The sequence below is a fragment of the Streptococcus sp. 27098_8_109 genome (genome assembly GCF_041432295.1).
Taxonomy (GTDB): domain Bacteria; phylum Bacillota; class Bacilli; order Lactobacillales; family Streptococcaceae; genus Streptococcus.
Window position 1 is genome coordinate 1 of record NZ_JAPVZJ010000015.1, and the last position, 22,503, is coordinate 22,503.

Sequence of the window (22,503 nt, forward strand, 5' to 3'; positions counted from 1 at the left end):
GAGTTGTTTTCAACTCTTACTATTATACTGGCTTTTCAAACTTTGTCAACACTTTTTTTAAACTTTTTTTATTAATTTTACAACAGCTTCCGTTCGAGCTGTATGCGGGAACATATCGACCGACTGGATATAATGGAGATCATAGACTTCTACTAAACGTACTAAATCACGAGCCAAGGTCGAAACATTGCAAGAAATATAGACCATTTTTTCTGGTACATAGGTAAGAATAGTATCTAATAACTTATCATCCAGACCTGTACGTGGTGGATCCACAATCAGAGCATCTGCTCGGTAGCCTTCCTTATACCAGCGAGGAATAATCTCTTCTGCCGTTCCAGCTTCATAATGAGTATTGTCAAATCCCATTCTTTTAGCATTTCGCTTGGCATCTTCAATAGCTTCTGGAATAATATCCATACCTCTGAGTGTTTTTACTTTCTTTGCAAAGGCAAAACCAATTGTTCCAACTCCACAATATGCGTCAATCAAATGGTCTTCTTTACTAACATCCAGCGCTTTTACTGCCTCGCTATAAAGGACTTCTGTTTGTTCAGGATTCAGTTGATAGAAAGCTCGAGGAGATAGTGAAAATTCATAATCGAGTACACCTTCTTGAATACTCTCTTCTCCCCAGATAATCTCTGTCTTTTCACCATAAATTTCACTGGTTTTAGCTGTATTTGTATTCACAGCCACTGTCACAACTTCTGGAAAATCTTTAACTAAGTCTTTTACTAGTTGGGTTAAATTAAGCTGACGGTTTGTAACAATAATAATCTGAACCTGTCCAGTCTTTCTTGCTCGTCGGACCATTATCGTTCTAACACCTAGAACTTTTCTCTCATCCGTGATTGGAATCTGGTGATAAGTAAGTAATTCTGCTAGACGATTAGCAATCACTTGGGTTTCCTTGTCTTGTACCAGGCAGTCTTTCAACTCTACTAAATAGTGAGAGTTTTGTGCATACAGACCTGCCTTGACCTGATTTTTAAATTTTCGAGTCTGAAATTGTAACTTAGCACGATAGTACTTGGGTTCCTGCATTCCAATCGTCGGGCGGATTTCATAGTTTTCATATCCTGCAGGGGCAAATTTTTTTAGCGCTTGGTGAAGTAAGTCCGTCTTGAACTCCAGCTGCTTATCATAATGCAGGTGCATGATTTGGCAGCCTCCGCATTCATTGTAAATAGTACAAGCAGGCACAACACGGAATTTAGACTTCTTGTTGACCTTCAGTAGTTTTGCCTCTACAAAGTTACGTTTAATAGAAGTAATCTGACAATAGATATCTTCTCCTTTGAGAGCACCAGGCACAAAGACTAATGTTTTTTGATAAAAGCCGATTCCCTCACCATTAATTCCCATGCGCTTAATTTTTAATGGTATTTTTTGTTTCACTTTCAGATTCATACCCCTATCTTATCACATTTTGAGTTATAATAGAACTATGAAAATCACAAAACTTGAAAAGAAAAAAAGACTCTATCTGATGGAGCTTGATAATGGCGACAAATGCTACATTACTGAAGATACTATTGTTCGTTTTATGTTATCAAGAGATAAGGTGATAAGTGAAGAAGAATTGAAAGATATTCAGGACTTTGCCCAATTTTCTTACGGTAAGAATCTAGCCCTCTACCACCTATCCTTTAAAGCACGTACTGAAAAAGAGGTCAGAGAATATCTGAAAAAATACGATATTGATGAAAACATCGTTTCTCAAGTCATTATTAATCTTAAAGAAGATAAGTGGATTAATGATGCTCAGTACGCTTATGCTATCATCAATGCCAATCAACTTTCAGGAGACAAGGGTCCTTATGTACTGACTCAGAAACTAGCTCAAAAAGGGATTTCAAAATCTACTATAGAAGAGAACTTGAAAGAATTTGATTTTTCTGAAGTTGCTCAACGTGTAGCTAATAAACTATTGAAAAAATATGAGGGAAAACTTCCAGCTCGTGCCTTGCAAGATAAGATAATCCAAAATCTGACCAACAAGGGGTTTTCCTATTCTGATGCTAAAAGTGCCTTTGACCAGTTGGATAGTCAAGTTGACCAAGAAACGACTCAGGAACTCATCTTCAGGGAACTTGATAAGCAATATTCTAAGTATGCCCGAAAATATGAAGGATACGAACTTAAACAGCGTTTAACTCAAGTTTTAGCACGAAAAGGCTACGATTTTTCGGATATAGCAAGCGCTCTCAGAGAATATCTTTAATATTTTCATGTAAAATTCACAGATTTTAGGTAATTTTATGGTACAATAGTAAACGATAAACTTATAAATTGTAGAAAGTTGGTTAGTTATGAAGCTTCCAAAAGAAGGCGACTTTATTACAATTCAAAGTTATAAGCATGATGGGAGTCTCCACCGAACTTGGCGGGACACCATGGTACTAAAAACAACAGAAAACGCCATTATTGGTGTCAACGATCATACACTGGTTACCGAAAGTGATGGTCGTCGTTGGGTCACTCGAGAACCGGCTATTGTTTACTTTCACAAGAAATATTGGTTTAATATCATTGCCATGATTCGTGATAACGGAATTTCCTACTATTGCAATATGGCTAGCCCCTACTATCTGGATGAAGAAGCACTGAAGTATATTGATTACGATTTGGATGTTAAAATTTTTACAGATGGGGAAAAACGTCTCTTGGACGTTGAGGAGTATGAGCGTCACAAACGCAAAATGAATTATTCTGATGACTTAGACTATATTTTAAAAGAACATGTCAAAATTCTTGTTGATTGGATTAACAATGGACGTGGTCCTTTCTCAGAAGCCTATGTAAACATTTGGTACAAGCGCTATGTAGAACTAAAGAATCGGTAAAGTTGTCAAACTAGGGTGAATGCCCTGGTTTTTTTATTTGAAAAAACCAGCTTTACAGCTGGGGTGATTTCTATATATCTAATTTTGTAACTGTAAATTTGATGTGGGAATAGTCTTTTTCAACATCCTTATCCAGCAAGAACGCCGTGGCATCTTTCTTAACCTGAACTAGGTCAATATTCTGGGCTTGTGCTGCATAGACACATCCACAATAACATTGACGATAGATATCATACTCTTCACACATCTCTACTGAACGTTTGTAGCCTTGATTTTTCTTGAAATCACTTGGAAGATAGTGGGTGGTGTAAATCTTTTGCACGTCGATTCCAATACTGTTAATGGTTTGAGAATTCTTATGAGGACTGATGGTTAAAGCCGAACCGAAGTAGTCAAAGCCAAGATCCATAGCCACTTGCGCTGTCTTATCTAGTCGGTAGTCAAAACAAACCTTGCAACGGTCGCCACCTTCCGGCTCTTCTTCCAAACCTCGAACCAGTTTACGATATTCGTTAGGTTCATAAGGGGCTTCTAGGTATTGAACGTTATTGCCAGTTCGCTCATTAAAATCACTAACAAATTTCTTGGTGACATAGGCCCGCTTATGGTATTCTGCCTTGGGATGGATATTAGAATTGGCAAAATAGATGGTCACGTCTGCATACTTAGTCAAATATTCTAGAGTATAGGTACTGCACGGGGCACAGCAAACATGCATGAGAATGGTTGGCCGTTGCTCATTTTTCTCCCATACTTGTACCATCTTCTGCATGACACGGTCATAATTAATCTTCTGATTGGGGTTCATCTTGCTCAGAATTTCTTCTACATCGATCATGTTCTTCTCCTTTTTCTAGTCTTATTTTATCATATAAGTTAGGAGAGCTCAAATCAATTTAGAAGTGAATATCATAAAAAGGAGGAATAGCCATTCCCTCCTTTTGTGTTTTTTATAAGTTGTTTTCTATAGAAAGCTTACATCATCCCACCCATCATACTTGGATCCATTGCTGGAGCTGGGGCTACTGGTTCTGGTTTATTGGCTACGACTGCTTCTGTAGTCAAAATCAAGCTGGCTACAGATGCTGCATTTTGTAGGGCTGAGCGACTAACCTTAACTGGATCGATAATCCCTTGATCAATCATATTGACCCACTCACCAGTTGCTGCGTTGAATCCTGTACCAACTTCAGCATTTTTCAAACGATCGATAACGATAGATCCTTCAAATCCTGCATTGTGGGCGATTTGACGAACAGGTTCTTCCAAGGCACGGAGAACAATATTGCGACCTGTCGCTTCATCTCCTGTCAATTCCAAATCAGCCACGGCTGGGATAACATTTACAAGGGCTGTTCCACCACCTGCAACGATTCCTTCTTCAACAGCTGCACGAGTAGCGTTGAGAGCATCTTCGATGCGAAGTTTCATTTCTTTCAACTCAGTTTCAGTAGCGGCTCCGACCTTAATAACCGCTACACCACCTGACAATTTGGCCAAGCGTTCTTGCAATTTTTCACGGTCAAATTCAGAAGTTGTAGTTTCGATTTGAGACTTGATAACTGCAACACGGTGAGAAATGGCTTCAGGATTTCCCGCACCTTCTACGATAACCGTGCTATCTTTGTCCACAGTTACTCTCGCTGCTTGACCAAGAGCTTCAATTGTCGCATCTTTCAACTCAAGACCAAGGTCTTCTGTGATAACTGTTCCACCTGTCAAGATGGCGATATCTTCGAGCATGGCTTTGCGACGGTCACCAAAACCAGGTGCCTTAACTGCTACTACGTTGAAGGTTCCACGAATCTTGTTCAAAACAAGAGTCGGAAGAGCCTCACCATCCACATCATCTGCAATAATCAAGAGAGGACGATTGCTTTGAAGAATGCTCTCTAGTAGTGGCAAGATTTCTTGGATATTTGAAATCTTCTTATCGGTAATCAAAATGTATGGATTTTCAAGGTCAGCCACCATCTTTTCACTATCTGTCACCATGTACTGTGAAAGGTAACCGCGGTCGAACTGCATTCCTTCAACAACTTCAAGTTCTGTTTCCATACCACGTGACTCTTCAATTGTGATGACACCGTCTTTACCAACTTTCTCCATAGCTTCAGAGATGTACTCACCGACTTTTTCAGAACGAGAAGATACGGCAGCAACCTGAGCGATGGCTTCTTTGTTGGCAACAGGGATGGCGTTGTTTTTCAAGGCTTCTACTGCAGCGGCAACTGCTGTTTCAATCCCACGACGAATGCCGATTGGATTTGCACCTGCTGTGACGTTTTTGATTCCTTCACGGACGATTGCTTGTGTCAAGACAGTTGCAGTTGTCGTTCCGTCACCTGCGATATCATTGGTTTTTGAAGCTACTTCTGATACCAATTTGGCACCCATATTTTCAAAGTGGTCTTCCAATTCGATTTCTTTGGCAATGGTCACACCGTCATTGGTAATCAAGGGTGAGCCAAATGATTTTTCCAACACAACGTTACGACCTTTTGGTCCCAAGGTTACTTTAACAGTGTCTGCAAGGATATCGACACCACGGACCATAGCTGAACGAGCATCAGATGAAAATTTAATTTCTTTTGACATACTTACTTTCTCCTTCTATTTTTCAATGATAGCCAAGATGTTAGCTTCGCCTACGATGATGTACTTTTCATCGCCATCTTTGACATCAAGACCTGCGTGAGCTTCAACCAAGACACGGTCTCCAGCTTTAACACTTGGAGCAACCAAGTCACCGTTCAAGGTACGAACACCTTGTCCAGTAGCCACAACTTGAGCTGTTTTGGTTTTTTCTTGGGCTGAACCTGCGAGGACAAAACCTCCAACAGTTTGTTCTTTTTCTTCTACTTTTAAGACCACACGGTCCCCTAATGGTTTCAACATCTGATTTCCTCCATAATGAGATAGATATCATTAGCACTCTTTACACTTGAGTGCTAATTCATAATTCTATTGTATCACTTGGTCAGAAATAGTCAAGAAAAAAGTCTGACTTTCTCAAGATAAAAAGCCTGAGACCAACTCAGACTTTTTTATGTTTAAAATGGTAATTCCTCCTCTTCCAAAACCAAATCTGCCAAATCCTGTCCTGCATTATTTTCACGAATGGCACGTTGAGCACGACTTTCCAAAAGTTGGAATCCTGTGACAAGTACTTCAGTCACATAATTCATTTGACCATTTTTCTCAAAGCGACGGGTACGAAGTTCTCCATCCACAGAGATAAGACTACCTTTAGTTGCGTAGCTGGCCAAGCTTTCTGCTAGTCTGCCCCATAGAACCATATTGACAAAGTCAGCTTCGCGCTCCCCATTTTGGTCTTTGTAACGACGATTCACAGCAATGGTTGCACGCGCTACTGACTTGTCATTGTTGGTTTTGTGCAATTCTGGTGTAGACGTTAAACGTCCAATCAAGATAACTTTATTATACATATTTTCTTCCTCCTACTTATCTATTCGTAGGAAATCAAAAAAAGTTACAGAAATTTGTAACTTTTCGAGAAAATTTTTTATTTTTTATGAACCATGAAACCTGTCGCCTGTTGATTGGCCATGATGGTCATATCTGTAATCTGCACACGACGAGGTTGACTGGTCACATAGACTACTGTGTCTGCAATATCCTGAGCTTGCAAAGCTTCGATTCCTTGGTAAACGGACGCAGCTCGTTCTTTATCACCGTGAAAACGTACCGTCGAAAAATCTGTTTCGACAATCCCAGGCTGAATGGTTGTAACCTTGATATCCGTTGCGATGGTATCAATTCGCAGTCCATCCGAAAAGGTCTTAACCGCTGCCTTGGTAGCTGAGTAAACAGCGGCACCCGCATAGGCGTAGATTCCTGCGGTTGACCCCATATTGATGATATGTCCTTGATTAGCTTTTACCATTGCTGGCAAGAAACAGCGAGTGACTGCCATCAAACCTTTGACATTGGTATCCAACATGGTCAGCATATCCAACTCTTCATAGTTTTGATATGGAGCCAAGCCAAGAGCCAAACCTGCGTTATTGACCAGAATATCAATCTGACCTATCGTTTCTAGAATATCAGAGCAGACAGTCTTTACCATGGTCATATCTGTGACATCTAGCGAAAAAGTCCAAACTGTCTGATTTGGGAAGGCTTCTGCAAACTCCGACTTAAGGGCTTCTAGTCTATCTGTCCGTCGACCTGTTAAAACGATATTCTCACCCTGCTCCAGATAAGCACGCGCAATCGCTTCACCGATTCCTGATGTCGCCCCTGTAATCACAACATTTTTTGTCATCTTATTTCCTTCTAGCTGGTCTATCAGATACTGACAACTTCCTAGGTAGTCCAGTGTTTAGCTGGATCAAATGGAGTTCCAACAACTTGGTCTTCTGATAATTCAATAATACCACGCTTTTGCGGAGCATTTGGCAAGGCAAGTTCACGAGGACTACACATCATGCCAAAACTCTTTTCACCACGAAGCTCACCTGGGAAAATGAGATTCCCTTTGGGCATCATTGCTCCTGGAAGAGCTACAATGGTTTTCAACCCGACACGCGCATTGGGAGCCCCTGCAACGATTTGCACTGTCTTGTCACTCGCGACTGCAACTTGGCAGATGTTAAGGTGGTCACTATCAGGATGGGCTACCATCTCGACAATTTCACCAACAACAAACTTAGGTTCCTTGTCATTGACAATTTCTTCTTTAAAACCTTCCGCCTGCAATTCTTGGTTCAAACGAGCTACTTGTTCATCAGACAAAAAGACTTGACCGCGCTCTTCAATTTCAAACAAACTTGAAACTTCGAAAATATTCCACGCCACTGTTTCCCCATTATCTTTGAGGAAAACACGAGCTACCTTGCCTTTGCGCTCCACATCTAGTTTGGCATCTCCGCTATTTTTCGCGATGACCATAAGGACATCGCCGACATGTTCTTTGTTATATGTAAAAATCATTGTTTCCTTTTTCTCCTATTTCAAACCTGCTAAAAAGTCATTAATTTGTTGCTTGCTTTTACGGTCGCGATTAACAAAACGACCAATTTCCTTGTCTTTTTCTAGAACAACAAGGCTAGGAATTCCGTAAACATCCCAGAGTTTGGCTAGATCCATATACTGATCTCGATCCACTCGAATAAAGGTGAACTCTGGATTGGTCTCCTCAATTTCTGGTAAGGCAGGATAGATATAACGACAATCGCCACACCAGTCTGCTACAAAAAGAAAGACCTTCTTGCCATCTTTTTCTACTAAAGATGCTAATTCTTCTAAACTTGCTGGTTGTATCATATGACTTCCTCCTCATAGACTAGGTCTTCATTTTCATAGACAAAGGTATAATGACGGCCATCCTCAAAAATGACGCCACCAACCAAGCTCTCTAGACTGCTTTCATAGACTTGAACATAGAGAGTCGCAATTTCCCCCATGTCTGAAAAATGGTCTCGTACAATCGCTGTCAACTCTTCCTGAGTCTTCATGAGCTTATGGTCATCTGCAACTTTTTTCGTAGCAAGGGCAAGGCTCCCAATACCAAGCAGAGCCAGACCTGCCATCCACATTTTTTTAGCTTTCATACCATTCATTTTAACACAAAAAAGGCTTTAGGACAAATGAGGAAGCAGCAGAAAAGCAAGTAAAAAGCCTCTGCCATTAAGGAAAAGGACTTCTTATACTCAATGAAAATCAAAGAGCAAACTAGGAAGCTAACCGCAGGCTGCTCAAATCACTGCTTTGAGGTTGTAGATAGAACTGACGAAGTCAGCTCAAAACAGCGTTTTGAGGTTGTGGATAGAACTGACGTGGTTTGAAGAGATTTTCGAAGAGTATTATTCTTATTGCCAAGCGCCTGAGTTACCAACGTAGTAACCATCAGGTGTGTAGGTATTGCGAAGCATATTACCTGATGAAGCCAGATAATACCACTTGCCATTATCTTTGACCCAATCATTCGCTAGCATGGCACCAGAAGAACTTACATAATACCATTCTCCCTTGTCATAAATCCAAGCGCTTGCTTTCATAGCTCCTGAAGTTGATAAATAGTACCACTTGCCTTGGTCGTAAAGCCAATCACTCGCAATCATAGCTCCTGATGATTTAAAGGCATACCAGTTGCTACCTTGATAGAGCCAAGTTTGATTGAACATGACTCCGTTATCATTCATAAAGTACCAAGTTCCCTTGTCCTTAACCCAAGCATTTTGAACTAGTTGGCCTTGTTTTTGATAGTACCAGTTTTGGTTTGATTTTAGCCAACTTTCTGCTTTTACAATCGGATAAAGTTCTTTGAAAGATCCTCCATCATATTTATGACTGATAGATTTTAGTTTTTCAAGTTTCAACTCGCCATTGCCATAGTCTGCCCAAGCAAAGACTTTTTGACCATTGACAGTCTCTGGTAAAGTGGCAGTGTAAGTCTTGGTTTGATAATCCCATTTAGCATCGATGTAAGTGTATTGATTATTTGATTCTTCAATACGATAGTAACCTCTCTTTCCACTATCATTATGAATATCATCCACAACTTTCGTTGACCAGATCTTCACTTCGTTTCCGCTCTTGGCTTCTACCTTGATATCTCCTCTATAGCCATATGGAACATAGAAATTCAGGTAACGCCCTTCTATACCAATCATAGACTTGTCCTTTTCTTGACCTAGGAAATTGACAGTCTGATCTTGACCATTGAGACTAACTGTCCACTCGATTTTCTCGGTTTTTGGCAAATCCAAGACTTTGATATCCACTTCATGACCATTGTTGAATCGAAAAATCTTGCCATCTTGATACTGTACTCCACACTTAACAACCCATTCTTCTTTAAGCTCAAATGCCTGCCCTGAATGTGGAAAAGCCAGTAAAGCTAGACCAGCTAGAGACAAACTAAATAGTGTGATTTTTTTCATCGTAGATCCTCCTTAGAATTTTTTATGTTAATTATATCACTATATTTTTATTTTGCAAATCATATCCTAAATATGCAAGTAAAAAACCTCTGAGATTCTTCTCAAAGGTTCTGATTTGGCTAATTGCTGTTCTCAACTGCTGCAGTGACAAAGGCAGTGTAGAGTTCTTCTGGACGATTTGGACGGCTTGACAGTTCAGGGTGATACTGACACGCTACAAAGAATTTATTTTCAGGAATTTCCACAATTTCTACCAAACGATTGTCTGGAGAAACTCCTGAGAAGACAAAACCTGCTGCTTCAAACTGCTCACGGAAGGCATTGTTAAACTCATAGCGGTGACGGTGACGGCGTTGCACCACTTCTTGATTGTGATAAGCAGCTGCTGCCTTAGAACCACGTTTCAACTTAGATGGGTAAAGTCCCAAACGAAGGGTTCCCCCCATATCCTCAACGTCAATCTGATCACGCATGATATCAATGATAGGGTATTTTGTTTCTGGTGCAAGCTCTGCAGAATTAGCACCTTCAAGCCCTAAAACGTGACGAGCAAACTCGATACAAGTCAACTGCATTCCCAAGCAGACACCCAACATCGGAACATCATTCTCACGCGCATAGCGGATGGCTTGGATTTTCCCTTCCGTACCACGTTGGCCAAAACCACCTGGTACGATGATTCCATCTGCATCAGACAAAAGCTCTGCCACATTCTCTGCTGTCACATCATTGGCATTGATCCAATTGATTTTAACTTCTGCGTCGTTGGCATAACCAGAGTGTTTCAAGGCTTCAACCACAGAAATGTAGGCATCTTGCAACTCTACATACTTACCGACAAGGGAAATCTTGACTTGTTTCTTGAGGTTCATGACCTTGTCCACCATGGCTGACCACTCTGTCATATCTGCTACTGGTGCATCTAATTTCAAATGGTCACAGACAATTTGGTCCATACCTTGAGCCTGCAAGTTCAATGGAATTTGGTAGATGTGCTCAACATCCAACGATTCGATAACGGCTTCTGGTGCCACATCACAGAACTGAGCTAGTTTGTTTTTAATTCCCTGACCAGCTGGCTCTTCTGTACGAATAACCAACATATTTGGTTGGATTCCCAATCCACGCAATTCTTTTACAGAGTGTTGAGTTGGTTTAGTTTTCATTTCACCAGCGGCCTTGAGATATGGAAGCAAAGTTGTATGGATGTACATAACATTATCCGCACCCACATCTGCCTTCATCTGACGAAGGGCCTCTAAGAATGGCAAGGACTCGATATCTCCTACTGTTCCACCAACCTCTGTGATAATGACATCAGAGTCGGTCGTTAGAGCGGCACGCTTGATTTTTTCTTTCAAAGCATCTGTGATATGAGGAATGACCTGAACAGTTGCCCCAAGGTATTCTCCACGACGTTCCTTACGAAGAACTTCACTGTAAATTTTACCAGTTGTCACGTTGGAATATTTGTTAAGATTGATATCGATAAAACGTTCATAGTGGCCCAAGTCCAAATCTGTCTCAGCTCCATCATCTGTCACAAAAACTTCCCCGTGCTGGTAAGGACTCATAGTTCCCGGATCGATATTGATATAAGGGTCAAACTTTTGAATGGTTACTTTTAGACCACGATTTTTCAAGAGACGGCCCAGACTTGCTGCCACAATCCCTTTCCCAATAGACGACACCACACCACCAGTTACAAAAATATATTTCGTAGACATAAATTCCTCTTTCTAAAATGCTCAAGGCCTTGTTAACTACGAGGGGACATAGAAAACAAGACCCTACTAATAAGAATAATCTGGGACTACTGAACCAGATTCACAACTAATACTCTTCGAAAATCAAATTCAAACTGCGTCAACGTCGCCTTGCCGTACGCAAGTACAGCCTGCGGCTAGTTTCCTAGTTTGCTCTTTGATTTTCATTGAGTATAAAATACAAGAAGATAACTTCTTGAAAAAACAAAAATAGCTCCCTAAGAACTAGGGAGCCCCGACCTCTAAAAGAGGTGCCCGAACAATATGATACCTAAAAATAGGATAATTGTCAATAGCTAAATTTTATTCCTCGGTGTTTTCAGAATCATCGTCTGAAAACTCGTCATCTTCTTCATTGAGATCCACGTCTTCACCCAAATCATCAGGAGCGATTTCGTTGATTTCTGCATCGTAAGCTTCCACTTCATTTTTCTCATCATCTGGATTTTCATCATCGTATGAAAGAGCAGGATCTGCTTCGTATGCATCTTCGTCTTCTGGATCATCTGCATTGTAGTCAATAGCATCTGAATCGCCATCCATGAAGGCATTGACACGTTTTTTCTTAGCTTTTGGTGCTACTTCATCGTCATCATTTTCTTCAAGAGCGATGATCTCTTCGTCGATTTCGTCCACACCATACCATGAACGAAGACCCCATTTGTTGTCTCCAAGTGAGATGAAGCTACCGTCAAAGTTCAACTCTGTGTAGAACAAAGGCAAAGCTTCGCGGATATCGCTGTTTGATGTTCCAAGGTAATTTTGAATTTCGTTTACAAGATCGCTAAAATGCATCTCGTGATCGCGACCACGAAGTTCCAAGATAGCACGCGCTACCTCAATCATAGATAGTTCACTTTTTTCTTGCCCAGCAAATACTTCTAATTCCAAAGCGTTTCTCCTCATTTATACTACTATCGCCAGAGCAAACAGACTCTGACCTCATTTTATCATTTACTCTTTATTTTACGATAATTTTGCAGAATAGTCAAAGGTTAAGGGGGAGAACTAATACAAATCTTCTAAGCGGGGTAACTTCTCAAAGTAACTTCCACTTGACTGACCAAAGTGGAAATTAGTCTAAAACGGATTTTTATTTCTTTGCTACCCAGCCGATGGCATCGCTAGGTGGATTTTCAATATCAATCCAGATGAATTCAATACCGATTTCTCCATTTTTAAACTTAGTCAAACGAATACCGTTGATTTCCAGTTCATTGAGTCGTTGACCTGTCAAGACTTCTCGTTCCTTCAACTGGAAAACGCCACGTAAGATCCAATTGCCAAGAATTTCTTGCTTATCGGTTGACTGAATTGCCTTACCAGCTTCTTGATTTATATAGGCATTAATAACATCACCAGAAGATAAAAAGCGTAGTTTAAAGGTTCTTTCCTCTTTGGATAGAGCTAGTTTTTTAGTCCCAGGTTCAAAAGTTCCAAATCCAGAACCAAAGAAGTCGGGCCTTTCGTCATGGAAGTTTTTGGAATCAGGTAGCGGGATGTAAACTTCGCTAACTGGACGATAAACTAGCTGTTCAATTTCTTTAATGAGTTTTTCATTGCCAGTATTATGGGCAAAGTGAATCAAGTCCTCACGAATCGCCTTCATCTGAACTTTTTCTTCCTTACTGGTCCACTTTTTCAAGAGAATTTCTTCTAGGGAGAAAGTCACAAAAGCTAGTTCTTCAGGAGCTAAATTGTCCTTGAATTTATTCTGAATCTTTAAAATCCGTGGTAAACGATCTTTTTTGGCTAGTTTTGATCCACCGTTAAAGGCATTGAAACCAGAGTTTTCTTCCACATTTCCATGTTTATCTGTAATAGCCCAAGACACTGTTTCTAAGATCTCAGTTTTATCCTTTTCAGCTGTCAGTAAATGAAGATTTTCAAATAGCGAAAAAGGATCTTCGATATAATGGACATCCCAAGTATCTACCACAATGTCTTTATTATTAAAAGTCATGTGGAGCTGACTGTCAGCTGCCGTGTACTTGTAGTGGTGTTGCCCATCCGTAAATCGAAAATTGGTTGGATTGTTTTTGGTAGTTGATCCTTCAATGACCAGATTATCAATATCAACTGGCAAATAAGATGTTTCACCGACAAAAATCTTAGGATTTTCTCCCTTTGGTGTTGGCATCAGAACGTGATAAACTGCTTCAACATTGACCGAGTCCGAACTAAATCCCTTGATTTGTGCCTTAGAAGATTCGATTCTCTGATTTCTTAAGGACGCAATCTTTCGTGCCAACTCTTCATAGCGTTGATAGTTTTGCTTGTCTGCCGTTTCTTTATCTGCTGAGATATCTGCATGGAATTTGATATCACCCAACAAGTCCGTCCAATCTTGAGAATCCTTCTTAAACTGAGCGATCTTTTGGTCTCCAGAATTAATCCCAAAAGACTTAATACCCACTAGGTATTTATGATTTTCATCCACAACGACAGAGGCATCATAGGAGGTATTTGCAATATCTTCCCCAACCGCATTAAAAGCCTTCTGGAAGACTGTTTCTTGAAATTTAGAATTAACAATCGGAGCAACATAATTCTCTGTTTGTCCCTCATCTTCGGACTCAGCCTTTTGAGAGAAAGCTTGGCTCAAGCTAGCGAAGTTGGTAATTAAGGTTTTGTATTTTTCTTTTTGTTCAGACTTTAGATATTCCCACATAAGCACCCTCTTTTCTATTTTCAGTATATCAAAAGAAGATTAGTTTTTCACTAATCCTCTTTATATATTCGTTAATTAATACTGTAAAATTCAAGATTGCCTCGTTTTTTAACCAATTTTAAATAATCTTCACCAGACAGAAGGGCTAGACCATCATCATAAGATTGGATTTTTTCAAGAGCTTGATCATAGCTATCTACAAAGTCCTTGACATAGGATTGCCCTTCAAATTGTCCATTCATCTTGGTGTAGATAATAGCGAATTTTCCTGAGCGGTTAAGTTGAGATTGCCCTTGGCTGTCATTCAAGGCCTTGGCAACATTTTTCGCGATGCGTTTAATCACGGGAACGACTACGCTATTTCCAGCCTGCTTGTATAGCTGACCATTGGAAACTCCTTCTGGGATTTTAAAGGATTTAGGATAGCCTTGAACATTAAAGGTTTCTTTCGGTGTCAACTTGCGAATCTCACCGCTGTCTGTCAAAATCAATGGAACGTTGTGTCCACCTGTTCCCATATTGGCTGTCAAGGTAGGAACAACGCCGTTTTTATTTTCACGGACATACTGACGGCGCCATTGGTAAACGGTGTCTTGACTGGTAACTTCAAACTTCAACTGGTCGTAGAAATTCTGCTTGCCTTCACGGTAGTAGTAGACCTCGTCTAGCTTATCATCAAAGTTAATCACATCCTGAAGACTCGTAGTCAGCTTAATTTCCTCTGGAAATTCAAACAAATCATAAGCTTCCTTAGTATCAAAACCAACGATGTAGATTCGTTCACGGTTTTGTGGGATATTCCCATAGTCTTTCCCGTTGAGAACCTTCCACTTAATAAAGTAGTTGTTCTCAGTCAAGGCTTCACGAATAACCTTGAAGGTATTACCATGGTCATGACCGACCATGTTCTTGACATTTTCGATGAAAATGGCACGAGGTTTGCATCCATCAATCATGCGAAGCAATTCGAAGAAAAGATCCCCACGATCATCATCAAATCCCTTGCGATAACCCGCAATGCTAAAGGCCTGACAAGGGAAACCTCCCATAATCACATCCACGCGCTCAGCTGGAATGTCCTCTGGCTGAACATCGTGAATATCACGACCATCCAAATAGGTATCTGGATGGTTTAATTGATAAGTCTGACGCGCATACTTATCAAATTCATTGGCGTACACCACTCTGAACTCGTTGGTCTGTTCAAATCCCAACTCAATTCCTCCAACACCTGAGAAGAAGGCTGCAATATTGTACTTCTCAAGTCGGTTCGAACTTACAGAATCTGTCATGTAGTAACCTGCTTTCTAATGAACATATTCATAGACACATTTAAAAAGTTGATTTTCATAGCAGAAAATATTTTAGCATTTAATCAATCTTTAAATATTTCCTCAAAAATATTCCTCCAATCTTTTGAAACTTTATCATAATCGTAACTATCTTCTGTTATCCAATTATCCTGTATATATTTAAAGGCACTATAAGGTTTTTCACTACTAGGAGCTGTATATCCTAAAACATTTTCAATACATTCCTCTAAAACAAATAATTGTGAATCACAATCTAAAGCTTCTCTAATAGGGACATTATATTTCGTTGCTCCAGGTGTTCCTGCATCTCTATCATGCATAACATAAGGTATAATTCCCATAGATTTCATATACTTGATTACAGAAATAATTACCGGTTTCCCTCTTGCACGTACAATTTGCCAGTCACACTTGATTTTTTTCCTCAAATCTTCTGGAGCAGCTAATATTGTTTCTCTAAGCACAAGCTCCTCAGTATCTCCTTCAACTATTAATACCTTTTTAGCAAAGAATACTCTTGACAAGTAATCATCCATTTTTAGTAGCATTTTTACGTAACTTCTATCTTCTGTCTGCAATTCTTTAAATGCTTGTTCATGATTAAATGCAATATTTTTTATAATACTAATTTCGCCAAGATTAATTGATAGGTAATTTAAAACCTGCCCTGCCTTTCTACTTAAATCAATCATATATGGCGAATGGGTTGTACAAATTATTTGGTTACTACCGGAACAAGCTAAATCATATATTGTATCTCTCATCTGATTTGCAGCATTTGGATGAAGATATATTTCGGGTTCTTCAAAACAAATTACTAGATTTCTATCAGATTCAATTTTTCGTAAATCTCTCTCCGCTTTATATTTTAATAATGCAAAGACAGCAGATCGAATAACTCCAGTTCCTTGGTGCTCAACTGATGTTTCAATATTACTAAGCATTGTAATATTGAAAGTCGGTTTAATTGTTTTATCAGGATCAGAAAGAACTGTCGTAGCTTTCATAGATATACCTGAAAAAACATTATCCATAGTTTTATTTAGTTCAGACATCATTTTTCCAAATGATGTCTGGTTATTATCAGCATCCATCTCTTCTGATAATAAATTTAAATACTTTTGTGCCTCTTTGTAATTAGTCGAAGACTCTCTAACTTCTGTAAATAGTTCAGAAAGAATAGATTGTAACGCCCCTTTATTTTCTCCTAAATCTTCTCGTCTATCATAAGCGGGGATATATAAAATTTTTGGTAACTTAGTTAATACATTCCCTGCAATACCCCCAGGATTTTCTACCCAAGTTTCATTTTCACTGTAATTATAAAAGTCAAAATAAGACTCATGAGTTTCAAAAAATTCATTTAATTCTTTTTTATTCAATACTTTTTTGAAATCATTATATGCACTATCTAACTTAGAGGAATCAAATCCACTTTCAATAAATTGTTCTATTGTATTAAACTTATCAAATTCAGGTTTTAATTTTTTCTCTAGACTCTTAGCTTCTACTTTACGAGAACCAGTTTTTGAAAATGTTTTTCTATAAAAGAAACTAAACTTTGTATCTGTTCCTTCTTGATAAGGAAACAAACGCCCTTTAAAACCACGCCAATGTTTTGCCTCTTCACCTATGTCTCGAAACTCAGCGTCCAATACTATGCTATCTGCACTATCACCATTTTCATCTAGATAGAATAAGCTCTCATCAACTTTTTTACTATCAGAAAGTAACAATTCCACAGCTTCAAGTGCACTAGTTTTACCGACATTATTCTCGCCAATAAGAAATGATGCATCCGAGAATATCAGCTCAGTTTCTTTATGTCGTTTATATCCTTTGATAACAATTTTATGTAATTTCAAGTTTATTGTCTCCTAGAATGTTATCCCACCAACTTCTTCATCTCATCAATACGTGCTACGGTCGCATCATACTTAGCTTGGTAGTCGGCTTGTTTGTCGCGTTCTTTTTGGACAACTTCTGGTTTGGCATTGGCTACGAAGCGTTCGTTAGAGAGCTTCTTACCGACCATGTCCAGTTCTTTTTGCCATTTAGCCAGTTCCTTGTCGAGACGAGCCAGTTCTTCTTCGACATTGAGAAGGTCTGCCAGTGGCAAGTAGATTTCTGCTCCTGTGATGACGCTTGACATTGCGAGTTCAGGTGCAGGGATGGTTGATGCGATTTCCAAGTGTTCTGGATTTGTGAAGCGTTTGATGTAGTTGACATTGCTGTTAAAGAAGGCTTCCAAGTCACTATCACTTGTCTTAACAAGGATGGTGATAGGCTTGCTTGGTGCTACGTTTACTTCCGCACGCGCATTACGAACGGCACGGATCAAGTCTTTGAGACTTTCGACACCAGTGTGAGCCGCAAGGTCTTCAAAGGCTGGGTTGACAGTTGGGTATTCTGCTGTCACGATAGAGCCTTCTGAGATTTGTCCAAAGATTTCCTCTGTCACGAATGGCATGATTGGGTGAAGGAGACGAAGGATCTTGTCCAAAGTGTAAAGGAGAACAGAGCGTGTGATGACCTTCTCTTCTTCGTTGTCGCTATAAAGGACTTCCTTGGTCAACTCAACGTACCAGTCCGCAAACTCATCCCAAATGAAGTTGTAGAGGATGTGTCCAGCCACACCAAACTCAAACTTGTCAAAGTTGGCAGTAGCTTTTCCGATAGTTTCATTGAGGTTGTGGAGAATCCAGCGATCTGTGACATTTCCAGCTTCCTTGTTGACCACTTTTTCGACATTGGCAGTTGCTTGCTCAAGGGTCAAACCTTCATTATTCATGAGGATGTAGCGAGAGATGTTCCAGATCTTATTAATGAAGTTCCATGAAGCATCCATTTTCTCGTAAGAGAAGCGCACGTCTTGCCCTGGTGCTGAACCGTTTGAAAGGAACCAACGAAGGGCATCGGCACCGTATTTCTCGATGACATCCATTGGGTCAATCCCGTTACCGAGAGACTTAGACATCTTGCGTCCTTGCTCATCACGAATGAGACCGTGGATAAGGACGTTTTGGAATGGCTGACGGCCAGTGAATTCCAAGGATTGGAAGATCATACGAGATACCCAGAAGAAGATGATGTCGTAACCTGTAACCAAGGTTGAAGTTGGGAAGTAACGTTTGAAGTCTTCTGAATCGACATCAGGCCAGCCCATGGTTGAGAATGGCCAGAGGGCAGAACTGAACCACGTATCCAATACGTCTTCATCCTGAGTCCATCCGTCACCTTCTGGCGCTTCTTCACCGACGTACATTTCACCCTCAGCATTGTACCAAGCAGGGATTTGGTGACCCCACCAGAGCTGACGAGAGATCACCCAGTCGTGGACATTTTCCATCCATTGGAGGAAGGTATCGTTGAAACGTGGCGGGTAGAATTCGACCTTGTCCTCTGTGTCTTGGTTGGCAATAGCATTTTTCGCCAATTGGTCCATCTTAACGAACCATTGAGTAGACAAGCGTGGTTCAACCACAACACCTGTACGTTCTGAGTGACCAACACTGTGAACACGTTTTTCGATTTTAACAAGGGCACCGATTTCTTCCAACTTGGCAACGACTGCCTTACGAGCTTCAAAACGGTCCATGCCTGCAAATTCGAAGGCCAAGTCATTCATGGTTCCGTCGTCGTTCATCACGTTGACTTGTGGCAAGTTATGACGTTGACCAACCAAGAAGTCGTTTGGATCATGGGCAGGCGTGATTTTCACGACACCAGTACCAAATTCAGGATCTGCGTGTTCGTCTCCAACGATTGGGATGAGTTTATTAGCGATTGGAAGGATGACGTTTTTACCAATCAAGTCCTTGTAGCGTGGGTCTTCTGGATTGACCGCAACCGCAACGTCCCCAAACATCGTTTCAGGTCGAGTAGTCGCAACTTCAAGGGCGCGTGATCCGTCTTCTAGCATGTAGTTCATGTGGTAAAAGGCACCTTCTACGTCCTTGTGGATAACTTCGATATCAGAAAGGGCTGTGCGAGCTGCTGGGTCCCAGTTGATGATAAACTCACCACGGTAGATCCAGCCTTTCTTGTAAAGGTCCACAAAGACCTTGCGAACAGCTTTTGACAAACCTTCGTCAAGGGTGAAACGCTCACGAGAGTAGTCTACAGAGAGCCCCATCTTGCCCCATTGTTCCTTGATGGTAGTGGCATACTCGTCTTTCCATTCCCAGACCTTGTCGAGGAATTTCTCACGACCGAGGTCATAACGTGTAATGCCTTCTCCACGCAAGCGCTCCTCAACTTTAGCCTGAGTGGCAATCCCCGCATGGTCCATCCCCGGAAGCCAAAGCGTATCAAAACCTTGCATGCGTTTTTGACGGATGATAATATCCTGCAAAGTCGTATCCCAAGCGTGACCAAGGTGAAGTTTCCCAGTTACGTTTGGTGGTGGAATGACGATTGAATAAGGCTTAGCCTTTTGATCGCCTGAAGGCTTGAAAACATCCGCATCAAGCCATTTTTGATAACGACCAGCCTCAACTTCGGCTGGATTGTATTTAGGTGAAAGTTCTTTAGACATGTGTTTGTCCTTTCTCTATTTTGTTCATTTTATTTTGAATTTGCTTAGCAGCTTCTTTTGCAGTCAAACTCGTATTATTTATTTTAAGGTAGTGGTGCAACTCATTCGGTTGATGTTGGGAATTTAATTGAAGTGTTTCAGCGGTCTCTAAAATTTCTCTTTCAGATACCTCAATATGTCGTTTTAAGGGTTTGTACTTTAATCGATTCTCCGTTTGATTTCGACGTAAACGCTCCTCAAGACTTGTTTCCAACTCAACAAACAGAATCTCTTGATGAAAGTTATCCAATAAATCCTGAATTTGCTTCAAATACATCAGCTGGTACTGATTTGAAAAATCAATTACGTCTGTTAAAATTACTGATCGCTGATTTCTTGCACTTGCTCCAAGGAAAGAAAAGGTCATTCCACGAACAAATTCCCACATTTCCTCTGTAAAGTCCTGATAGATTTCTAATGCAAAATCGATGGCTTGATGGTTATAAAAGAGGGTAGCATCTGTCAGTCGAGATAACTCTTGACCAATAGTCATTTTCCCAGAAGCCGGAGCCCCAATGATGAAAATGTGCATCAAACCACCTCCCACTCACTTCTCAACAAGCCATATCTCAAATCATCACAGCGGTTATCTTGAGCATCCTTGCGATCTCGGATGCGAGCTTCAAGAGTAAATCCAAGCTTCTCTGCAACTCGTTGACTTTGGGTATTGTAACCAAAGCAAGATAGTTCAATCTTGTGAAGATCTAGTTCTCTAAAAGCTATGTCAATCAAGGCACGCGCTGCTTCTGGCACATAACCTCGTCCCCAATAGTCTGGGTGCAAGGTGTAGCCAATCTCCAGTACATCGTCCGCATGGCGGTGATTGAAGTCAACAGAACCAATGACTTTATTGGTTCCTTTGACGACGATCCCATAGCCAGCTGGAAGATTATCCTTCTCATTGCGCTCAGGAAGGATAAGCTCCAGATAATAAATCTCATCTTCCAAGGTCTTGACGGGTAGAAAGCCAGCTGGGTAAGAGACTTCTGGGAGACTTGCATAAGCATGGATATCCTCAGCATCCGCCACAGTACGGACTCGTAAAACGAGACGTTCTGTTTCCAAGCGTTCTGGTAATTCAGCTCTTGACATCCTTCTTCCTCGCTTTCTTTATGAAGCTCCCCATAGGGTCAACACGGTTATCTAAATAGCGATAAACGCGCTGGTGACCGTCCCCCATAAAGTAAGTCGGTGAAAAACGGTCATTTTTAAAATGCCCTTTCTCATTCAAGAGATCTGGATCAGCAAGTCGCTCAACAATCTTAGCGAAAATATGACAAATTCCCTCTTCCTCGATAATCCGATCTACCTGACAATTCAAAACGACTGGACAATCCTCTAAAATCGGTGCCTGAGTCCGTTCAGAAATCTCGTAGTCTAGCCCCAGGTGTTTCAGTTTCTCCCGATGACTGATAAAACCAGCCTGCTCCATATCGAGCATGAGATTTTCATCAGGAATATTTACGGTGAACTTCTGATAGTACTTAATCTGGTCAGCCGCATTTTCCTCAGTGCCAACACCGATGACCAGCCAATCTCCCAGGCTATAAGAGGAGCTACAGGTCGTAATATTGTGTCCAAAATTCTGATCCTGATACCCCAAAATGAAGATAGGAAAACCATAATAGAGTTTACTTGTTTTAAAAGATTGCTTCATAACAACCTCCTTTGACTATGACGCAAAAGAAAACCCCTGCCATCTACATGACAGGGACGAATGTGTTTATCCGCGGTACCACCCAATTTCGGGCCAAGCCCGCCACTCTCGTCTTTAAAACAAAAAGACACTTTTATTTCAATTTTTCATCCATTAGCAACTAGTTTTGACACATTTGTGGACTTCTCAGCACCGCCACTTTCTGTAAAATGTGGGATTCAAAACACCTCTAATGGCTCTATTGTAGCAAGATTTTAACGGAAATGCAAGGCACAAGAAAAATTACTTGAACTTGATACCATTTTCCTTCAATTTCTTGATTGTAGCTGGGCCGATTCCTTTCAAGGCAAGGAGTTCTTTTTCAGTCCAGTTTTTAAAATCTGACGCAGACTTGATACCTTCATCATAGAAAGTTTTGGCACGGTCAAGTGGAAGTCCACCCAAGTTTGCTGCAAAATCTTCTACAGAATTGGCTACTTTTTGAGCTTGCTCTTTGGTAGCTTCTACTGCTTGTTCAACTTTTTTAGAAACAGCCTTACCAGCTTCGCTTGCTGACTGTTCTGCACGTTTCACGACTTTTTTTGTCTCTTCTACAACCTTCGTCACAGTACTTGAGAAAGCACCTGAACGACGGAGGCTATTTCGTAATTGTTTTTTACGATTGAGTTTCTTTGACATGATAAAATCCTTTCAATAAAAAACCCCTGCTCTGACAAGGATTTAATATAAATATTCTATCAAGATTTTAGTAAAAAATCAAGAA

The 22,503-nt window shown here is 40.5% G+C and carries 22 protein-coding genes; 2 read left to right on the forward strand and 20 right to left on the reverse strand.

Annotated features, from left to right (window positions below):
• Positions 1–57: 57 nt before the first annotated feature.
• Complete coding sequence (gene rlmD, locus O3664_RS06825) at positions 58–1,413, reverse strand: 23S rRNA (uracil(1939)-C(5))-methyltransferase RlmD (RefSeq protein WP_023948262.1); 1,356 nt, start codon at positions 1,411–1,413, stop codon at positions 58–60.
• Between the two features lie 37 nt (positions 1,414–1,450).
• On the opposite strand from rlmD, the gene recX reads away from it, so the two are divergent.
• Positions 1,451–2,227 carry a recombination regulator RecX gene (recX, locus tag O3664_RS06830; RefSeq protein ID WP_371613813.1) on the forward strand — a complete coding sequence of 259 codons (777 nt, stop codon included), beginning with the start codon at positions 1,451–1,453 and terminating at the stop codon, positions 2,225–2,227.
• A gap of 88 nt (positions 2,228–2,315) precedes the next feature.
• Positions 2,316–2,849 (forward strand): DUF402 domain-containing protein, encoded by a 534-nt coding sequence (locus O3664_RS06835; protein ID WP_000775316.1) that lies wholly within the window; start codon positions 2,316–2,318, stop codon positions 2,847–2,849.
• Between the two features lie 70 nt (positions 2,850–2,919).
• Here the strand turns inward: O3664_RS06835 and O3664_RS06840 are convergent, their stop codons facing one another.
• The 19 genes from O3664_RS06840 to O3664_RS06930 all read right to left on the reverse strand — a co-directional run bounded on the left by O3664_RS06840 (position 2,920) and on the right by O3664_RS06930 (position 22,418).
• On the reverse strand, positions 2,920–3,687 hold the full coding sequence (locus O3664_RS06840; protein WP_020900987.1) for an epoxyqueuosine reductase QueH: 768 nt from the start codon (positions 3,685–3,687) through the stop codon (positions 2,920–2,922).
• Between the two features lie 137 nt (positions 3,688–3,824).
• The gene (gene groL, locus O3664_RS06845; protein WP_020902493.1) at positions 3,825–5,447 is read right to left on the reverse strand and encodes a chaperonin GroEL; all 1,623 of its coding nucleotides are present in this window, start codon (positions 5,445–5,447) and stop codon (positions 3,825–3,827) included.
• A 15-nt stretch (positions 5,448–5,462) separates the two neighbouring features.
• Positions 5,463–5,747: a co-chaperone GroES gene (groES, locus tag O3664_RS06850; RefSeq protein ID WP_000917337.1), complete on the reverse strand. Its 285-nt coding sequence runs from the start codon at positions 5,745–5,747 to the stop codon at positions 5,463–5,465.
• A gap of 155 nt (positions 5,748–5,902) precedes the next feature.
• Entirely contained in the window at positions 5,903–6,298 is a 396-nt protein-coding gene (locus O3664_RS06855; RefSeq protein WP_064276278.1) for a single-stranded DNA-binding protein, read from the reverse strand.
• Between the two features lie 77 nt (positions 6,299–6,375).
• A complete protein-coding gene (locus O3664_RS06860) occupies positions 6,376–7,137 on the reverse strand; it encodes an SDR family NAD(P)-dependent oxidoreductase (RefSeq protein ID WP_000165331.1) in 762 nt (253 codons plus the stop codon).
• A gap of 41 nt (positions 7,138–7,178) precedes the next feature.
• Entirely contained in the window at positions 7,179–7,805 is a 627-nt protein-coding gene (gene ytpR / locus O3664_RS06865; protein ID WP_265476431.1) for a YtpR family tRNA-binding protein, read from the reverse strand.
• A 15-nt stretch (positions 7,806–7,820) separates the two neighbouring features.
• Positions 7,821–8,138 (reverse strand): thioredoxin family protein, encoded by a 318-nt coding sequence (locus O3664_RS06870; RefSeq protein WP_000615777.1) that lies wholly within the window; start codon positions 8,136–8,138, stop codon positions 7,821–7,823.
• Positions 8,135–8,434 carry a DUF4651 domain-containing protein gene (locus O3664_RS06875; protein WP_371613814.1) on the reverse strand — a complete coding sequence of 100 codons (300 nt, stop codon included), beginning with the start codon at positions 8,432–8,434 and terminating at the stop codon, positions 8,135–8,137. Before O3664_RS06875 ends, O3664_RS06870 begins: the two co-directional genes overlap by 4 nt.
• Positions 8,435–8,683: 249 nt before the next feature.
• Positions 8,684–9,757: an N-acetylmuramoyl-L-alanine amidase family protein gene (locus O3664_RS06880; protein ID WP_261024187.1), complete on the reverse strand. Its 1,074-nt coding sequence runs from the start codon at positions 9,755–9,757 to the stop codon at positions 8,684–8,686.
• A 119-nt stretch (positions 9,758–9,876) separates the two neighbouring features.
• Positions 9,877–11,484, reverse strand: a complete 1,608-nt coding sequence (locus O3664_RS06885) for a CTP synthase (protein ID WP_371613815.1) — start codon at positions 11,482–11,484, stop codon at positions 9,877–9,879.
• Positions 11,485–11,826: 342 nt separating this feature from the next.
• On the reverse strand, positions 11,827–12,414 hold the full coding sequence (gene rpoE / locus O3664_RS06890; protein ID WP_045612819.1) for a DNA-directed RNA polymerase subunit delta: 588 nt from the start codon (positions 12,412–12,414) through the stop codon (positions 11,827–11,829).
• Between the two features lie 202 nt (positions 12,415–12,616).
• Positions 12,617–14,194 carry a hypothetical protein gene (locus O3664_RS06895; RefSeq protein ID WP_045612818.1) on the reverse strand — a complete coding sequence of 526 codons (1,578 nt, stop codon included), beginning with the start codon at positions 14,192–14,194 and terminating at the stop codon, positions 12,617–12,619.
• A gap of 71 nt (positions 14,195–14,265) precedes the next feature.
• Complete coding sequence (locus O3664_RS06900; RefSeq protein ID WP_045612817.1) at positions 14,266–15,486, reverse strand: DNA cytosine methyltransferase; 1,221 nt, start codon at positions 15,484–15,486, stop codon at positions 14,266–14,268.
• Between the two features lie 83 nt (positions 15,487–15,569).
• Positions 15,570–17,372 (reverse strand): AAA family ATPase, encoded by a 1,803-nt coding sequence (locus O3664_RS06905; protein WP_045612816.1) that lies wholly within the window; start codon positions 17,370–17,372, stop codon positions 15,570–15,572.
• Between the two features lie 20 nt (positions 17,373–17,392).
• Entirely contained in the window at positions 17,393–20,044 is a 2,652-nt protein-coding gene (locus O3664_RS06910; RefSeq protein ID WP_045612815.1) for a valine--tRNA ligase, read from the reverse strand.
• Positions 20,037–20,615, reverse strand: a complete 579-nt coding sequence (locus tag O3664_RS06915) for an AAA family ATPase (RefSeq protein WP_045612814.1) — start codon at positions 20,613–20,615, stop codon at positions 20,037–20,039. Before O3664_RS06915 ends, O3664_RS06910 begins: the two co-directional genes overlap by 8 nt.
• On the reverse strand, positions 20,615–21,175 hold the full coding sequence (locus tag O3664_RS06920) for a GNAT family N-acetyltransferase (protein WP_261120664.1): 561 nt from the start codon (positions 21,173–21,175) through the stop codon (positions 20,615–20,617). Before O3664_RS06920 ends, O3664_RS06915 begins: the two co-directional genes overlap by 1 nt.
• Positions 21,162–21,740: a flavin reductase family protein gene (locus O3664_RS06925; protein WP_261120663.1), complete on the reverse strand. Its 579-nt coding sequence runs from the start codon at positions 21,738–21,740 to the stop codon at positions 21,162–21,164. Before O3664_RS06925 ends, O3664_RS06920 begins: the two co-directional genes overlap by 14 nt.
• A 282-nt stretch (positions 21,741–22,022) precedes the next feature.
• Positions 22,023–22,418, reverse strand: a complete 396-nt coding sequence (locus tag O3664_RS06930; protein ID WP_004257590.1) for a helix-hairpin-helix domain-containing protein — start codon at positions 22,416–22,418, stop codon at positions 22,023–22,025.
• Between the last annotated feature and the right edge of the window lie 85 nt (positions 22,419–22,503).

Coding starts and splice junctions, on each gene's coding strand:
- rlmD (WP_023948262.1), bottom strand. CDS start 1,413: ATGAATCTGAAAGTGAAACAAAAAATACCATTAAAAATTAAGCGCATG.
- recX (WP_371613813.1), top strand. CDS start 1,451: ATGAAAATCACAAAACTTGAAAAGAAAAAAAGACTCTATCTGATGGAG.
- O3664_RS06835 (WP_000775316.1), top strand. CDS start 2,316: ATGAAGCTTCCAAAAGAAGGCGACTTTATTACAATTCAAAGTTATAAG.
- O3664_RS06840 (WP_020900987.1), bottom strand. CDS start 3,687: ATGATCGATGTAGAAGAAATTCTGAGCAAGATGAACCCCAATCAGAAG.
- groL (WP_020902493.1), bottom strand. CDS start 5,447: ATGTCAAAAGAAATTAAATTTTCATCTGATGCTCGTTCAGCTATGGTC.
- groES (WP_000917337.1), bottom strand. CDS start 5,747: ATGTTGAAACCATTAGGGGACCGTGTGGTCTTAAAAGTAGAAGAAAAA.
- O3664_RS06855 (WP_064276278.1), bottom strand. CDS start 6,298: ATGTATAATAAAGTTATCTTGATTGGACGTTTAACGTCTACACCAGAA.
- O3664_RS06860 (WP_000165331.1), bottom strand. CDS start 7,137: ATGACAAAAAATGTTGTGATTACAGGGGCGACATCAGGAATCGGTGAA.
- ytpR (WP_265476431.1), bottom strand. CDS start 7,805: ATGATTTTTACATATAACAAAGAACATGTCGGCGATGTCCTTATGGTC.
- O3664_RS06870 (WP_000615777.1), bottom strand. CDS start 8,138: ATGATACAACCAGCAAGTTTAGAAGAATTAGCATCTTTAGTAGAAAAA.
- O3664_RS06875 (WP_371613814.1), bottom strand. CDS start 8,434: ATGAATGGTATGAAAGCTAAAAAAATGTGGATGGCAGGTCTGGCTCTG.
- O3664_RS06880 (WP_261024187.1), bottom strand. CDS start 9,757: ATGAAAAAAATCACACTATTTAGTTTGTCTCTAGCTGGTCTAGCTTTA.
- O3664_RS06885 (WP_371613815.1), bottom strand. CDS start 11,484: ATGTCTACGAAATATATTTTTGTAACTGGTGGTGTGGTGTCGTCTATT.
- O3664_RS06895 (WP_045612818.1), bottom strand. CDS start 14,194: ATGTGGGAATATCTAAAGTCTGAACAAAAAGAAAAATACAAAACCTTA.
- O3664_RS06900 (WP_045612817.1), bottom strand. CDS start 15,486: ATGACAGATTCTGTAAGTTCGAACCGACTTGAGAAGTACAATATTGCA.
- O3664_RS06910 (WP_045612815.1), bottom strand. CDS start 20,044: ATGTCTAAAGAACTTTCACCTAAATACAATCCAGCCGAAGTTGAGGCT.
- O3664_RS06915 (WP_045612814.1), bottom strand. CDS start 20,615: ATGCACATTTTCATCATTGGGGCTCCGGCTTCTGGGAAAATGACTATT.
- O3664_RS06920 (WP_261120664.1), bottom strand. CDS start 21,175: ATGTCAAGAGCTGAATTACCAGAACGCTTGGAAACAGAACGTCTCGTT.
- O3664_RS06925 (WP_261120663.1), bottom strand. CDS start 21,740: ATGAAGCAATCTTTTAAAACAAGTAAACTCTATTATGGTTTTCCTATC.
- O3664_RS06930 (WP_004257590.1), bottom strand. CDS start 22,418: ATGTCAAAGAAACTCAATCGTAAAAAACAATTACGAAATAGCCTCCGT.